The sequence below is a fragment of the Chryseotalea sp. WA131a genome (assembly GCA_025370075.1).
Lineage (GTDB): Bacteria > Bacteroidota > Bacteroidia > Cytophagales > Cyclobacteriaceae > ELB16-189.
On the sequence record CP073016.1, the window covers coordinates 1,583,339 to 1,598,731 of the forward strand.

The 15,393-nt window shown below is 38.9% G+C and carries 15 protein-coding genes; 3 read left to right on the forward strand and 12 right to left on the reverse strand.

From position 1 onward, the window contains the following. Window positions 1–52: 52 nt before the first annotated feature. On the reverse strand, window positions 53–667 hold the full coding sequence (locus KA713_07040; GenBank protein ID UXE68326.1) for a sigma-70 family RNA polymerase sigma factor: 615 nt from the start codon (window positions 665–667) through the stop codon (window positions 53–55). Continuing rightward, complete coding sequence (locus KA713_07045; GenBank protein ID UXE69063.1) at window positions 655–1,629, reverse strand: glycosyltransferase; 975 nt, start codon at window positions 1,627–1,629, stop codon at window positions 655–657. Before KA713_07045 ends, KA713_07040 begins: the two co-directional genes overlap by 13 nt. Before the next feature lie 312 nt (window positions 1,630–1,941). Between KA713_07045 and purB the strand changes: the two genes are divergently transcribed. Together purB and KA713_07055 are read left to right on the forward strand one after the other, a co-directional pair. Beyond that, window positions 1,942–3,285, forward strand: a complete 1,344-nt coding sequence (gene purB / locus KA713_07050) for an adenylosuccinate lyase (protein UXE68327.1) — start codon at window positions 1,942–1,944, stop codon at window positions 3,283–3,285. A gap of 11 nt (window positions 3,286–3,296) precedes the next feature. Next, window positions 3,297–6,386 (forward strand): efflux RND transporter permease subunit, encoded by a 3,090-nt coding sequence (locus KA713_07055; GenBank protein UXE68328.1) that lies wholly within the window; start codon window positions 3,297–3,299, stop codon window positions 6,384–6,386. A gap of 369 nt (window positions 6,387–6,755) precedes the next feature. On the opposite strand, the gene KA713_07060 is transcribed toward KA713_07055, so the two are convergent. The 6 genes from KA713_07060 to KA713_07085 form a co-directional block, all read right to left on the reverse strand. Further along, on the reverse strand, window positions 6,756–7,160 hold the full coding sequence (locus tag KA713_07060; GenBank protein UXE68329.1) for a hypothetical protein: 405 nt from the start codon (window positions 7,158–7,160) through the stop codon (window positions 6,756–6,758). A 32-nt stretch (window positions 7,161–7,192) separates the two neighbouring features. Then, window positions 7,193–8,338, reverse strand: a complete 1,146-nt coding sequence (locus KA713_07065; GenBank protein ID UXE68330.1) for a DUF4221 family protein — start codon at window positions 8,336–8,338, stop codon at window positions 7,193–7,195. A gap of 615 nt (window positions 8,339–8,953) precedes the next feature. Continuing rightward, on the reverse strand, window positions 8,954–9,772 hold the full coding sequence (locus KA713_07070) for a serine/threonine-protein kinase (protein UXE68331.1): 819 nt from the start codon (window positions 9,770–9,772) through the stop codon (window positions 8,954–8,956). Further along, complete coding sequence (locus KA713_07075; protein ID UXE68332.1) at window positions 9,759–10,169, reverse strand: hypothetical protein; 411 nt, start codon at window positions 10,167–10,169, stop codon at window positions 9,759–9,761. The genes KA713_07070 and KA713_07075 overlap by 14 nt, the downstream gene beginning before the upstream one ends. A gap of 53 nt (window positions 10,170–10,222) precedes the next feature. Continuing rightward, window positions 10,223–11,422 (reverse strand): DUF4221 family protein, encoded by a 1,200-nt coding sequence (locus KA713_07080; protein UXE68333.1) that lies wholly within the window; start codon window positions 11,420–11,422, stop codon window positions 10,223–10,225. Between the two features lie 6 nt (window positions 11,423–11,428). Then, entirely contained in the window at window positions 11,429–11,614 is a 186-nt protein-coding gene (locus KA713_07085; protein ID UXE68334.1) for a hypothetical protein, read from the reverse strand. 170 nt (window positions 11,615–11,784) lie between these two features. Here KA713_07085 and KA713_07090 point away from each other — a divergent pair, with 170 nt between their 5' ends. Further along, window positions 11,785–12,108: an efflux RND transporter permease subunit gene (locus KA713_07090; protein ID UXE68335.1), complete on the forward strand. Its 324-nt coding sequence runs from the start codon at window positions 11,785–11,787 to the stop codon at window positions 12,106–12,108. A 13-nt stretch (window positions 12,109–12,121) separates the two neighbouring features. Here KA713_07090 and KA713_07095 read toward each other — a convergent pair whose 3' ends face one another. The 4 genes from KA713_07095 to KA713_07110 form a co-directional block, all read right to left on the reverse strand. After that, the gene (locus tag KA713_07095; protein ID UXE68336.1) at window positions 12,122–13,243 is read right to left on the reverse strand and encodes a hypothetical protein; all 1,122 of its coding nucleotides are present in this window, start codon (window positions 13,241–13,243) and stop codon (window positions 12,122–12,124) included. Window positions 13,244–13,311: 68 nt separating this feature from the next. Continuing rightward, window positions 13,312–13,488: a hypothetical protein gene (locus KA713_07100; GenBank protein ID UXE68337.1), complete on the reverse strand. Its 177-nt coding sequence runs from the start codon at window positions 13,486–13,488 to the stop codon at window positions 13,312–13,314. A 239-nt stretch (window positions 13,489–13,727) separates the two neighbouring features. Then, window positions 13,728–14,180, reverse strand: a complete 453-nt coding sequence (locus KA713_07105) for a hypothetical protein (GenBank protein ID UXE68338.1) — start codon at window positions 14,178–14,180, stop codon at window positions 13,728–13,730. A gap of 116 nt (window positions 14,181–14,296) precedes the next feature. After that, window positions 14,297–15,367, reverse strand: a complete 1,071-nt coding sequence (locus KA713_07110; GenBank protein ID UXE68339.1) for a hypothetical protein — start codon at window positions 15,365–15,367, stop codon at window positions 14,297–14,299. Between the last annotated feature and the right edge of the window lie 26 nt (window positions 15,368–15,393).

Below are 15,393 nucleotides of genomic sequence, written 5' to 3' on the forward strand. Positions count from 1 at the left end.
TACAGTAGAAAATCTATTGAATATACTGGCTACTAACTCCTTCTATTCTTTTTTAGATGTGCTCCTTCTTATTCTTTACCAGGTCATAAAGTAGTTCACGGGCACGGTGCAATTGTGCCTTCACGGTACCAAGCGGTGCCTCTAATTCAACTGCTATTTCTTCGTAGCTTAATTCATGAAAATAGCGGAGCCTCACCAATTTTTGATACTTGGTAGGCAGCATATTTACAAACACTTGCATGATTTCTTCTTTCTGTGCGCGAATGGCCTCGTCTTGCGGATTCAAGTTCCCAACATCTTCAATGTCAATCGAAACCGAGCCACCGTCATCATCGGTATAGGTATTTTCGATGCTGAGGGTATTGATCTTTTTCTTGCGGATAAAATCGATGGTGTTGTTGGTGGCAATACGAAACAACCAGGTGCTAAATGTAAAATCTTTTTTGAATCGGTGCAGACTGCGAAATGCTTTGGAGAACGACTCCATGGTTAAATCTTCGGCATCGTCTACATTGCGCACCATTTTCAAAATGACATGATAGACCGGGCGCTTGTAGCGCTGCAATAGTTTTGCATAGGCCTTTTCATCGCCACCTACGGCCATGTCAATCAGGCGAAAATCTTCTAATGCCTTTGATGAAAACCTACCTTCTTCTAGTTCTTCCATCTAATTCGTTTTGCCTTTAAAGCGGCCACACCGGCAACAAGATAATAAAAGGCATAAATAAAATCTAAAATTGGTATCTTCCAAACCTCAAATGCCTGCCCGAGTTTACGAGAAGCCTTATAAAATAGCACCATCAGCATCACGCATCGCAGCAAAAATGCGCCTAAAAGAAAGTAAAACAAGGGATTAGTCAACAACATCGGCAATACGCCAAACCACGTCATCATCCATGTTATTGATAAAACTCCCAAGATGGCTTTATCAGAAAAATGATAGTGCTTGCCCACTGATAAATGCCTGAGCTTCTGATAGTAAAATTCTCCCCACGTGTTCTTTGGTGTAGAGTAGGTAACCGATTCTGATCCAATCTTTACAAGCGTATTTCGCTTCGTGGCATGTTTATTCACAAACAAATCATCATCTCCGCCCATCACTCCCAAGTGGGGGTTAAATCCTTTATTGTCCAAAAATACTTTCTTTTCATACAGCAGATTACGCCCTACGCCCATGTACGGTTTACCCAACAAGGCAATAGCGGCAAATTGTATCCCCGTAAGGGTAGATTCAAAACGGATAAACGCGTTGAGCCATGAATCTGATTTTTGATAAGGCGAAAACCCTAAGACAAATTCCGTTTGAGTCGTATAGACCGAGGTCATTTGCCTGGCCCAACCGTTATTGGAAGGGCGGCAATCCGCATCTGTCAACAATACCCGATCATATTTGGCAGCTTTGATTCCCAGCGTAAGTGCAAATTTTTTTCCATTCACATGCTCTGGTTTATTCACTACCCGCACCATCTTCAGTTTATCAAACTCTTTGGTTGCTTGAAGGAGGTAATCGTAGGTGCCATCGTTGCCACGGTCTTCCACCACAATCACTTCAAACTGTGGGTGGTCTTGCGCTAAAAGCAAGGGCACCAACTCACGTAGATTTAGTTCTTCGTCATGGGCACAGACAATAATGGAAACTGGCCGTGGGTCTTGTGGGCTTACTTTTTCTTTTTTATAGAAAGCCATTAAAAAAAGGGAAAAATACAGGAGCTGAATACCCAGCACAACAAAACCTGCAATAGCGAGTGCAACCAAGATAATTCTGAATTAAACAGTGAAAGTCCAAAGATAGGAGTTAGTATGTTAGCTAATAGTATTCCCAAGGTAGTATTATTCTAGAAGATTTTTACCCTAACCCACCTGAAAAGCGAATAATTGAATACCATCCCAACTATTCAAAACCCTTGTCTTTCTGTATCTTCGCAACTTATTAATGACCACGTGATAACGTCTGCTCTCACCTCCCTTTCTCCCATCGATGGCCGGTACCACAACCAAACGGAAGCCCTGCGCCCTTACTTTTCAGAGTTTGGATTGATCCGCTACCGCGTGCTGATTGAAATCGAATACTTTATTGCTTTAACAGAGATTCCGCTTATTGAACTCAAGAGCTTCCCAGCCGAACAAATAGAACCGCTGCGCAGTCTTTACAAAAATTTTGATATTACGGATGCCGAAGAAATAAAAGAAATCGAAAAGAAAACCAATCATGATGTAAAGGCTGTTGAATATTTTTTAAAGCATGAGTTTGATAAGTTAGCGATTTCTGAGTACAAAGAATTTATTCACTTTGGCCTTACCTCGCAAGATATTAACAACACTGCGACCCCTCTTTTGCTGAAAGAGTTTTTAGAAAAAGAGTTTCTGCCTTCGTTGCAACGACTGTTGCAATTGATCAGTCAACAAGCCATTCAATGGAAAGATGTTTCGATGTTGGCACGCACCCATGGCCAACCTGCATCGCCCACGCGGTTGGGTAAAGAGTTTGAAGTTTTTTGTGTACGATTGAAAAATCAATTGGAGCTATTGAAAACCATTCCCAACGCTGCTAAACTGGGTGGGGCTACGGGCAATTTCAATGCACACCATATCGCCTACCCAGGTGTTGATTGGAAAAACTTTGCAGATGCTTTTGTGAATCACAAACTAGGCCTTTCGCGCAGCCACCCCACTACCCAAATTGAACATTACGATCATTTGGCTGCTTTGTTTGATAACCTTAAGCGCATCAATACCATTTTGATTGATTATAGCCGAGATGTGTGGCAATACATTGCCATGAATTATTTCAAACAAAAAATAAAAGAAGGAGAAGTGGGCTCTAGTGCCATGCCCCATAAAGTAAACCCCATCGATTTTGAAAATGCAGAGGGAAATTTAGGATTGGCCAACGCGCTATTTGAGCACCTTTCGGCTAAACTACCCATCTCGAGATTGCAACGCGACCTGACTGACTCAACTGTGCTGCGAAATATTGGCGTTCCACTTGCACATACATTCATTGCATTGAAATCTCTAGAAAAAGGAATCAATAAATTAGAATTGAACCAATCAGCTATTGATAGAGACCTGGATGACAACTGGGCGGTGGTGGCAGAAGCCATTCAAACGATATTGCGAAAAGAAGGATATCCTAATCCTTATGAAGCATTGAAAGAATTGACTAGAAAAAATGAGAGAATAACTCAACAAACATTAGGCAATTTTATCGACAACTTAGTTATTAAGGATGAGTTGAAGAAAGAGTTGAAGAAAATTACACCTTTTAATTATATTGGGATATAAAGTTTAGCCTTTTGACTCCCTATAAAACAGTTGTTCTATTTGTTTTTCTATCGCTCATGGGATTGGCGGTAGTTTCGCAGTTTTCCATCGATCTGCAACCCAACTATAGCCTTCCCACGCTGACCATTTCATTCACGCTGCCCGATGCCTCACCCGAAACGGTTGAGCAGGAAGCAACCGCTCCATTGGAAAATGTACTGTCTCAAATTACAAATATCAAAAAGATATATTCAGTTTCAGGATACAACCAAGGCACCATAGAAATCACTTTTGATAAACAAGCGGATATAGATTTTAAAAAATTTGAAATTACTTCCTTGGTAAGGCAGATTTATCCAAAATTAAACCCCAAAATCAGTTACCCGCAGCTAGAGCAGAGAGCTCGGCAAGCAGAAGGCAAAAAGGTTCTTTTGCTCTATAGAATCAATGCTAAGGTAGCTCCATATCAGATAAAGAAAACTACCAATGATCTGTTTGTCAGTGAACTGGCTCAGTTGAAGGGCATCAAAGAGGTGCAAGTAACCGGTGCTGAAGATCTTCAAATTTCCATTGATTACGACCTGAATAAGCTTAGGCAGTTTGGAGTAAGCCCCGATATTATCTCGCGACAAATTTTACAAACCTTCGCTTCTTCTTTTCCGGGGCAAATTAAATTGGCCACGGGTCAAAGACTAGCACTGAAGGTTGAGAATAAATTCTACGACTTAAAGCAACTGGGTGAAGTGCAAATACCAGCTGGCAATGAGTATGTGAAGTTAAGCTACCTAGCCAAGATTTACGTGGAAGAAACAGCTCCCAATCAATATTTCCGCATCAATGGCCTCAATTCAGTCACACTTGGTATTTATGCTGACAATGAAATAAACAGGATAGCTACTGCCTCACAAACAAAAGATAAAATTGAGGAACTAAAACAACACCTACCCAATGGGTTTCAACTACTGTTGGACTATGACGATACCGAATTCCTGCAAAAGGAAATGAACAAAAACTATCTTCGCTCGGGGCTGGCTCTCACTATACTTCTCGGTTTTATTTTAGTTGCTTATCGAAAATGGCAGCACCTTGTTATTTTATCAACAGGTATTTTAACTACCCTTTGCCTCACCGCACTATCCGCATATCTCCTCGGCATCTCTATTCACCTGTACACGATTGCTGGCATTACCATTTCTTTTGGTATGATGGTGGACAACGCCATTGTGATGCTCGATCAGTTAGACCGTAAGAATAACCGAGCTGTATTCAAAGCCATACTGGGTGCCACACTTACCACGGTGATGGCCCTGCTATTGGTTTTATTACTGCCCGAAGAAGATCGGCAAAACCTCACAGAGTTTAGTCTTATCGTGGCACTTGCGCTTGGATGTTCCATTTTTGTGGCCACATTTTTTGTGCCTGCCGCTTATCGTTTGTTGTTTGGGAAGGCCGCAACGGTGAAAAAAAAACACTCCATCGGATCACTTCGAAAACAAGTACTGATTTTTAGTCACTACTTTAAGTCAATCTCTTTTGCTGCACGGTATAAAAAAACAATGGCTCTGTTGCTCGTTTTATCCTTTGGCATTCCCTTATTTATGCTGCCAGCAAAATGGGAAGGGCAGGAATGGTACAACCGAACCATTGGCAGCGATTATTACCAAGAAACCATTCGGCCTCACTCAGACAAATGGCTTGGGGGCGCACTGCGGTTGTTTGTGCGAAATGTGTATGAGCGATCGGGCTACCGCGATTCGGAAAAGACAAAGCTCTATGTGAACGCGACACTTCCGTATGGAAATACATTGGAGGATATGAACCGCGTGATCCTTGGCATGGAAAGCTATCTGCAAACGGTGAGCGGCATTGATAAATTTGTTTCGGCAGTCTACACAGGGCAGCACGGATCGATAATAATTCTATTTGAAGAAGAACAAGAAAAAGGAGCACTGCCATATCAACTGAAGAGTAGACTCATTGCCCGTTCGCTCGATTGGGGCGGAGTGGAATGGAATATTTACGGAGTAGGCCAAGGCTTTAGCAACAGCATGGGCGAATCGCTCCCTAATTTTAAAGTGCAACTGAAAGGATACAACTATGCCGAGCTGGAGCGGCAAGCGCAACAATTGGCCGATGAACTTTTAAAACACAAGCGCATCCAAAAAGTAAATACCAATGAGCGTTTGAATTGGAATGAAAAATCTGCGGAGCAATTGGTACTTCACATCAGTTCAGTGCAACAGAATGGGTTACCTATCTCCACCGCCTCGGTGGCCGCTTCGCTCAAGGAAAAAGCGAACTCGCGTGCACCCTCATTTCAATTGGCTTTGCAACAAAAAGAAATGCCCGTATACCTGCGCGCAAGCGATGGGGATTCGTTCTCTACGTTTGCCATCATGGAAGATTACCTCCGTGCCGATAGCACCTACTACCGCCTTGCCAGCACGGCTACCTTGAACAAAGAGCGGACTACCAACGCCATACACAAAGAAGACAGGCAATACATACGCATGGTAGGGTTTGACTACTACGGTAGTTCCCTATTTGGAAACAAATACTTAGATGAGGTGCTCGCGCGCCAAAAACCATTACTGCCTGCAGGCTACAAGGCCGAAAAAATAAGTTGGCCTTTTTCATGGGCGAAAGCAAAGCGACAATATGGGCTACTGCTTTTGCTCATCCTTGGCATCTACATCATCGGCACTATTTTGTTTGAGAGCTTTAAACAGCCGCTCTATATCGTTCTCGCTATCCCTATTTCATTTATAGGGTTGTTCCTCAGCTTTGCTGTTTTTGATTTTTATTTTGACCAAGGTGGATATGCCGCTTTTATCTTGTTGGGTGGGCTGGTAGTGAACTCCGTTGTATTCATCTTAAATGATTTCAATCAGTTGAAAAGAAAAACTAACCGTGGGTTTGTTAAAGTAGTGACCGCTAAGATAAAACCGATTACCCTTACGCTTTTATCAACCTGCTTAGGGCTTGTTCCTTTTTTGATTGGGGGGCAAAATGAAGTGTTTTGGTTTTCACTGGCAGTGGGGACGATTGGGGGACTGCTCTTATCACTGATTTTTATCGGCTTTATTTTGCCTATTTTACTATCAAAAAAATCATCGGATTGACCTCGTGTCGTATTGGAATTCAAAGCGATCAAAAGAATTTTTATCAAAACTCAATATACCTTTTTGTTTTGGTAAGAACATGATAAAGTGGCCAAACTCATTAGGCACTGTGCCAATACGATCTAACGGAATTCCGATGTTCATGTTAAAAATAGGCACACTGGACTTTCGTTCTGTTAGAAGACCATGAATAAAAGTACTATCGTTTCTATGTACGAATTTATACCTAACGATAGTTTTTGAACTTTTATGAAGGTGGGTATATGCCGAATCCTCTTGACCTAAAAGATCTGTTGTCAATAGCCCTTCTATGCTAATTAAAAACAATAATCTCATCAATCCAGTGTGCATATTTGTAAATTTAGCTGATTACAGTGCTTCCCAAATGCCTTTATTATTCAAATCAGCAATGATGACTTCTTCAATCTCACAATGATTTGTCTTTAAAACTACAGGATACTCGCTAGAAAGTCCATACTTTCTTGATAGCTTGAGAGTGTCAAGATGTATCTTTGATTCATTCATATATCCATTTAGCAAAAATCTCACCCGCTTTTTATCACCAATTTCAACAAAAACAAAAACGTGATTGTTGCTGTTACCATGTAACTTCAAAAAATCAATAGCTGCCGAAATGCAACTTCCACACCCCGTTGATGGAATCATAACAACATTTTTGCCGCAATAATCAATATTCAATTGACGACAAAATTCCAGCGCACCTAGCTCCTTTTTGTCTTTGAACTTACAACCCGCAATCAATGAAAGAAACAAAAATAAAAAAAATATTTCTCTAGCTCGTGGCATTACTTTTTTCTTGGACGGAATACATCAAAAGTTAAGTTATCTTCATCTAAGGAATACTTTTTCTGATTGAAGATATGTAGTCCTTCGTGCGTTAAAAATATTGAGGACATATCATATTCTCCACTTTGCAACGACCATTCTCCTACTTTCAAAAAATTTTTATTCAGTATTATTAAAGAAGGATTATGTTGGGTGTCGGCTGGGGATTCATACTCTTTATTTATTGGATTGAACCCAACTCGATAAAATAGTTTACTCCACCGATCATAAAAAATACCAGAATAAGACCCCTGATTTGCGGCATGTTTATAAATTTTCTCATTGTCTTCAAAGTACCTGCTTGCTAAAGGTTTTAACTTTCTGAATTTGGAAGACCCAGCAAAATATTTTCTAATGCTATCATCAGCTTGTCTTACATATACGTAGTCATCATTGGGAAAAGAGAATATGAGATTATCTCCCTCCGCGTCAAAGCTCGATTTTATTCTCATGTAATTGTGATAGCCCCAAAAACCACGGTCATACTCTTTTGATAAATTAAAACGAGATATTAAGTGCCCATTACTCAGATTCAAAATCAAGTCAGAAAAATCAGATGAATTGACGGCCTGTTGAGAAACTGGATACCCAGTTAAATACATCAATCCATTTTTAATATGAGTAGAATAGGTTGTCCCCATCATGGCATAAACTTTATCATTAGCCAAGTTGAATTTCTTCTTTAGGCGAGCTGCACTATCGACCATAAATATTCTTTGCTCTAAGATCGCTATTAAAAAAATCGAATCAAAGTTATGGAAATACATTCCTCTAATACCTTCTCCAACACCATTTGGGCCTTCAATTGGAAATGAAATTTTTTTTAGCAATTTACGCGTTTGTAAATCAAAGATGGAAGCACTACTTTGAAAAGTATGATAAATAATGAAGTATTTTGGATTTACTCTTGGGTAAGTAGTAATAGAAGAGATGGAAGAATTAGTAGAGGTGTCGATATGAAATTTCACTTCTTTAACTATTGCTAAATCTAAGGAATCTAGAATAGGGATACTTTTGGTTTCATTTACGCGCTCTGAACAACCTAGAAAAGAAACAAACATTACTGCGGCAATCCAAGAAAAAAATCTAAAATTTAACAGTGACATAAAACAACAAGGAATAGGTTAAACTTAAAGTAACATTGGAAAACTCTTGTTATTCAAAATGCATACTAAATATTTTATATGCAGATTCAACAACCAGTATCAATATAAAAAAATGAGTGCAAATTCGAATTTTCGATTTTGCACTCACTTAAGTTGTTTTGGTGGCTAAAGCTTTCCATCCCCATCACAAGTATATCCCCCTGGTAAACACATATACCTGCCTTCGTATGTGCAGTGTCCATAATTTGGCCTATCAGGAGTTTTTCTATCAACACAATAACCATAGGCAAAAGTTGATAATCCAATCATCGCAAAAAGGAGCACAACAGCTAAATAAGGTCTCAATTTCATAAAATTTTTGGTTTTAGTTACTGCCATTTTAGACATTGAAATAAAACTAAACCTATTTTTTTTTTTTTTGCAAAATTTTTTAGGGTAAATATTTTTGGTTTTTGGTGAAAGGCACTTTTCACAGCCAAATTGAAGATTAATATGATCTCCATTTTATGAGTGCGTTCGCACCATGCTGCACTATCTGTTATAACGCCCCATTGCCGTAAGCATGACACCACTCACGTCTTTTACACTCAACGAATTTTCAAAATTTTTGTGGTCTTAACGGGTAATAAAGAGATATTCAAACTGCGCGATGATCTTCTTTGAATCCGTTATTCTTATAGCCACATCTTTGCCTAAGAGCAAATCGGTCAACGCAATTTGACGAGACGATAAGGTACCTTTGTTGTAGGTACCGCCCAAAATTCTTTCTTTGAGCATATCCAGGCCACCAACATCCAAACGTGAGCCGAATGGCAAAAGGCCCTTGGTGAATAATTCATACAGCACGCAACCTAAGGACCAAAAATCGCTGCCTTCATTTAGAGGCTTCATCAAAAAAACTTCTGGGGCACTGTACTCGGGCGTGCCAATAAAGTGTGTCGGCTTTTGCCCTTGTTCGCCTACCATGTCCATATCGGTAAGTTTTGCACATAATCCACGCCCCTCATTGCACAAAAAAATATTACTGCATTTAATATCTCGATGAACCAGATTTAGGCCGTGGAGAAAGTCAAAGCCCGCGAGAATCTCTGATACGATTTCCTTAAAAAAAGCTTCGTTTTCAAACTTAGCATAATGATGGCTAATTGGTGCACCTGCCAGATATTCATTTACTATAACAAGATACTCCCGGTTCCCATCACCTAGATCAATCACTTCATTCAAGCAGCTGAGGCAACGTAACAAATTGGGGTGTTTAATAAGATTCCACTTTCCCTTAAAAGTTTCTGAATGAAGCCCGCTTAGGTTTTCATCAATAAACTTGACTGTCACCCACAGGCCAGTTTTTTTATCCTTTGCTTTGTAAAGTTTGGAGTATCTCCCTTTTTTTAACCCCTGCTCCGGCCTTAGTTCGTACCTATTACCAACTATCATGTTTGATATGTTCCATGCTTTCGGCAAAATTTTCAAGGTCTAAATCATAGCGGCAAACAATCCTTTTATCTTTTACCCTAAAAACTACCGGTGCGTGGTCTACCAATCTGTTCTTGATCATTACGTCCCGAGTATCAATAACAGCACCAGATACCGGAATACTGTGACTGCTAAGCAAGCCCCGCGCAATAACCGGGTCATTGGCACAAAAAACCACCAGCCATGTTGAAGTTACTATTTGTTTGTAGTGCGAAAGTATCTGTGACGTGCACCCACCACATCCTTGCAAGGTAACTACCAACACATGGGTGGTCGTGGCCGTTAATCCTTCCTTTCCTAACGTCTTTAATGCTTTTGAAAGTGCCTCGTCTTGTTCCTCAAAATTTCGCTGTTGCAAATGGCTGCAAGATACGAGTAGCAGGACAAGGAGGCAGCAGTAGCATACTCGTTTCATTCTTCTTGGGGAACTAATTTGAAAACCGAAAACTTTAGTTTGTTCTCCTCAATATCGGGGTTGTTAGGGTTGGAGTTGCAGATCAGAAGACCCTCTTCGGTCACAATCCAGTTCCTAAAGTCATAGAGATTTTCTTCCAACAGTGTTTCGCCCACTTTCTTAAAATTCTTGTCAAGGATGATAACGCTGATTGGTTTGTTCCAAAGAGTGTTACGCTCATTTTTACTGTTCAACTCAGGCAACTTCAACCAAGTACTTCGATAGTAAACCTTTCTATAGGGATCGTAAAGAATATTTTTAAAACCATCGGTAACCACATCGCCAGCTTCGGAGCCATCAGAAAATTTTTTATCCCAAGGTTGCGTTTTATTAAAATACCTACTCCCTGCAAAATGCTTTTTTTTAAGGCTACCATAATCAGTCTCATATAAATATGGATCAGCTCCGAATGAATAAAGTATCGTGTGCTGAGGTGTGTAAGTTTGCGAAACAGCAACGATTACGAATAGACCCCAATAGCCACCGTTTTGGTAAACATCTGGATAGTTTCCTAAAAGGCTAGTTGTTGTATCCTTAAGATCGAGCGTTAAGACAGGCTTATTTTTCTCATATGGCTTCGATTCAGGGTACGCCACAAAATAAAACTTGTTATCGCGCAAGATTGGCGGTGTTGAAGTATAGATTGCAGGCATTGACCAATCATTTACATTTCTTCCGTTTATAAGCTTATATCGCTTCAAGACGGTTCCTCTACCACTGATCAAAATATATTGATATGACTTTGAGCTCATGACATAGATAGAATCCATCGTTTTCACATAGAAGCCCCTTATGTTGCCTACCCCGTCCGGCCCTTCTTTTTTCAAGGCTATTTCTTTGAACAAAACACCGGTATTGTAATCATAAAACTGAATGGTTGATTTTATCCTGTTTTCATAAAGCAAATATTGCTTACCATTGATGCCGTCCTTATAAACGGACATGAACAGGGTTTGATAACTAGTGGCTGAGTCAAGAGCAAAGATTTTCGTAGATGCCTTAACTAAGTGTACGGAATCAATTTCACTTACTGTGATTTGTTTCTCATTATTTTTTGAAGAACACGCAAATGCTAAAATACTCAGGTAGAAGACGGAGAGGTTGACGATTTTCATGCCAAACGGAAAGTAAATTGGCTCTTGGATACCAAGTGCCAATCAAAATCATTGAAAACTTATAACTATGGTATCTAAACAATCGGTGGGACATCCAACACAGTCCCCAGCTGAAGCGGACCAAGTATCTTCTACACCACCCTGCGCCTGCGCTTTTTGAGTTGTTGACGTAACAACACCCAGAGTCGCGATAGCTGCGATCAAAACCATGAAATAATTTTTAACCTTTTTCATAAATTTTTTGTTTCATCCTGCTCAACTTTTGAACATTGAGATAAAACTAAACCTATTTTTTTTTTTTGCAAAATTTTTCGTGATAAATATTTTCCGTTTTCGATGAAATGATGTTTCCCGAGTCTATTTGAAGATTAACATGACCGTTATTTTATCAATACCTTCGCACAATGCTACACTACCTGCTACAACGCCCCATTGCTGTAAGTATGACGCTACTGGTGTCCCTTGCACTCAGTGTGCTACTTTATCTAAACCTGCCCGTATCACTACTACCCGCCTTAGATGTGCCTGAGATAACCGTGGCCGTGCGCTATCCCAACGGCAGCCCCGAAGAGATTGAGCAAAATTTATTGAAGCCCATACGTGAGGCTATGCTCACGCTGAGCGGATTGAAAACAACCGAGAGCCTAGCTCAAAATGAAACGGGCAAAGTTTCGCTGCGATTTGAGTATGGCACCATAATGAACCTGACATTATATATGGATCAATAAGGACAGCAGCAAACTAATTCTTTGCCATTAAGTAATTTAATAAATCGTTGCCCAAGCCAAATCTCTGAAACCTCAAAATATTTTCTGATTCCGTGGGCTTCTGTTGAAACAAAATGCCTCCTTTAACTATAAATGGTATTGGGTTAAATTTTTCACTAATTGGAACTTCATAGCTTTTTCTTAAACTTCTACTAATGAACATGAGATAATTTTTGGAGTTATCAAGTCCAATTTTTTCGGTGTAGCCTTTATGCATTCGCAAATAAAACCCGAGCTCACTGTGTTTGACAACTCCAAAGAATTGTGGAGACGTAAGGTAGTGACGCAATCTTTCTTGAATATCTGAGTACTTGCTTTTCGCTATTGATGGCGACTGGGCAGGCGTTGTCGTAGGATTTATTTCCTTCTCTACTGTTTTATTGTTCGTATGTATAAATATTTTTGAAAGAGCCGGAAAATTGTAGATCAAAGAGTCATCTGTATAAAAACCGTATGGGGTATCCAAGTCTCCAAAAAAAACATCAGATTCAAATGCTGCGGGGTAGTTTCCAAAAACGGGTTCAATTTTACTTTCGCCTAAGTAAACTCTACAGAATAACAGCGATTCTGAATAGAATTTATCATCCAACTTTTTGGCAACACTAAAAAGGTTTTTCAGAATATAATCATTTTGTTCATTGTAATAGAGTTGTTTAAAATTGGATATCTGAATATCTGGATCGAGGGTGTAGCCGTTTAGTCCTCCATCAAACTTATCGTAGTTGTATCTTTTTAGTATTGCACCACTATAGTCTATCTTATAAACGAGGGGTGGCGAAGACGCCACTATAAAATTCCTCCCTGCGTACAATTGTGATAAATTGGTGGCACTTTGCGGACCTTCGTTGGCAATTTTTATTGATCGCAAAAAAATGGATTTTCCTAAATCAAAAAAATCAATGGTATTATAAGCATAGTTATACCCCAAAAACAATTCAGCAGAATCAGTTTGTAAAACTGTTGCCACTGGATAAAAAGCAAGTTGTTGGTGAGTAATCGGTATTTTTATCTCACTACCCAGTAGGTTGAAATCGTATTTCTTGTTTTGATTGCACCCAAATAAAATTATTAAACATAAAGATAGAAATCGAAACATGTTGTGTAAGTATTAAACAAACAAAAGTGTAGAATATTGGCTTCAATATTCTACACTTAATAAAGCAATCAAATAAGTATAAAGGTCATTTGCGATCCCGCAGGGCAGTTTCTGTTTGCATCTCTGATGTAGTCCGCTAACTGACCTTCTGGAACATAGTAGGTTCCGGAACAAGCTAAGATTGATCCAAAGTTTAAGAATAAAATGGCCGCAGCAATTCCAAGTACTCTTCTTACTTTTTTCATAAATTTTTTGTTTTATCCTGCTCAACTTTTGAACATTGAAATAAAACTAAACCTATTTTTTTTGCAAAATTTTTCGTGATAAATATTTTTACCCCAGCGATGAAATCACTTTGCCTTCGCCTGATTAAGCTTAGAGGTAACCTCAAACTACTGATATAGAGTGAAATGTGCTTTTTCTGGAAAAATGAATCACCCATGACTTTGTGGGACACGGATCAAGTGGGGCTTCAACTGGTTAATTACTTTAACTTATTCTTATATAGCAGAATAAGTTGAGTATCCATTAATGGATTTCCATACAGTTCAATTTTACCTTCGATGTCGGTCATAAAAGTTCGCAAATGCGAATGCGATGTGAGAATTTTGTTGCTTCTCTCGAAGAGATATTCATCATCTAAAAAAATCACACCCTTCGCTCGAATAGCTGGCTTTAAATTTAGCATAAAATATACAGAGTCGACTTTTTTCAAATTCATAACAAAAATCACTTTACAATTCTTATCCTCCATGATAGTATTGAATAAGCTATCCAATGCGTTTAATTGTTCGGTTATACAAGCCATACATGTACCATCAATCACAGATATTATTTTTTTACTCTGTAAAATCTCGTGCATAATGGAATCATGGATGTAAGGTAGCGTAACTCCAAGAATGGGAAATTTTTTAGGAAAAGAAATCGACTTAGACAATAGCGTGTCAGTTAACCTAGTCGCTTCATAGCTAACCGATTTCTTTTTGTCAGAGCACGAAATAAGCCCACCGACAATACAATAAAATAAAACTAAATTTAAAAATGATTCTATTTTCATTTATCAGCAACCGCCAAACTTGAATCGAATGTAAAATATGCAAGCGGATTAGTCCTGTCCATATAATGAGCAATTACTCTGCTATTGGCTTCATCAATGCAAAACGAACTAAATTTATGCTTTGTCTCAAAAGTATTTAGATAGTCTCCCGCTTGATTAAAAATTAAAAACTTGGTAGGCAAGCTTCCCTCTTGCCTTTTGAACTCATTAAAAACTATGCCTGCATCTCCTATGTAGGCAGCAAAAATAATGTTCTTAAATAGGTCAACGCCAGTAAAGTATGTATTCATATTTTCTTTGTTATCCATACGGTCTGGTCCATAAATATTGTATCGAAGGTTACCCTTCAAATCGCAAATTGTAACCAAGTCACAATAAAGATAACAGTTAACATAAAAATTATGAGGCTTTGACAATGCAAAGTATGAATTCGACTTTTTACCACCTGATTCCGGTTGTTCGTAACCATACTTGTCTATCCTGTTAGAAATGGTATTGAGCTTTGCCATTACCATTTGATATGAACTGCTGCTCAATACATTTACCGCTTTGCCCAACACAATGCTATCATCTAAAAATTCAAAGCGCTCGATAAACAAATCATTTAAAAGTGAAAGCCCTGTGGTTGGTTTAAAATTTGGATTCTGTAAAACTGAATCCAAGGGAAACTTCATCAACATTTGTTTACCATGATCAGGTACCCAGAAAATCTGCTTATCATTGTCTACGCCAATCCTCCCATATCGAATTATTTCACCAGGGCCATCGCCCATTATTCCAGTACTAGCAACATACTTAAAACTGTTTTTGTTAAAGAGGTGAATACCTTTGTTGGTGCTCGGTTTCATATCCAAAACAATTAAATAATCACTTATGATGTAAAGTAAAGGACTCCCTAAAATTATATCTGTATTGATATTCGTAAGTTCTTTTTCAACATCTAGTATGTTCGTGCGATGGGATTGAAATTTTTCTGTTTTTTCTTGGTCTTTACAACTAATGCACAATAACGGAAACAACAGCATACTAGGGACGATGAGCATGTTGGATACAAATCTCTTTTTCATAATTCGAGCTTATTTGTGGAAATCTG

Excerpts from the sequence above, each read along its gene's own strand:
- KA713_07040 (UXE68326.1), bottom strand. The coding sequence starts at position 667 with ATGGAAGAACTAGAAGAAGGTAGGTTTTCATCAAAGGCATTAGAAGAT.
- KA713_07065 (UXE68330.1), bottom strand. The coding sequence starts at position 8,338 with ATGTCACTGTTAAATTTTAGATTTTTTTCTTGGATTGCCGCAGTAATG.
- KA713_07070 (UXE68331.1), bottom strand. The coding sequence starts at position 9,772 with ATGATAGTTGGTAATAGGTACGAACTAAGGCCGGAGCAGGGGTTAAAA.
- KA713_07085 (UXE68334.1), bottom strand. The coding sequence starts at position 11,614 with ATGAAAAAGGTTAAAAATTATTTCATGGTTTTGATCGCAGCTATCGCG.
- KA713_07090 (UXE68335.1), top strand. The coding sequence starts at position 11,785 with ATGCTACACTACCTGCTACAACGCCCCATTGCTGTAAGTATGACGCTA.
- KA713_07095 (UXE68336.1), bottom strand. The coding sequence starts at position 13,243 with ATGTTTCGATTTCTATCTTTATGTTTAATAATTTTATTTGGGTGCAAT.
- KA713_07100 (UXE68337.1), bottom strand. The coding sequence starts at position 13,488 with ATGAAAAAAGTAAGAAGAGTACTTGGAATTGCTGCGGCCATTTTATTC.
- KA713_07110 (UXE68339.1), bottom strand. The coding sequence starts at position 15,367 with ATGAAAAAGAGATTTGTATCCAACATGCTCATCGTCCCTAGTATGCTG.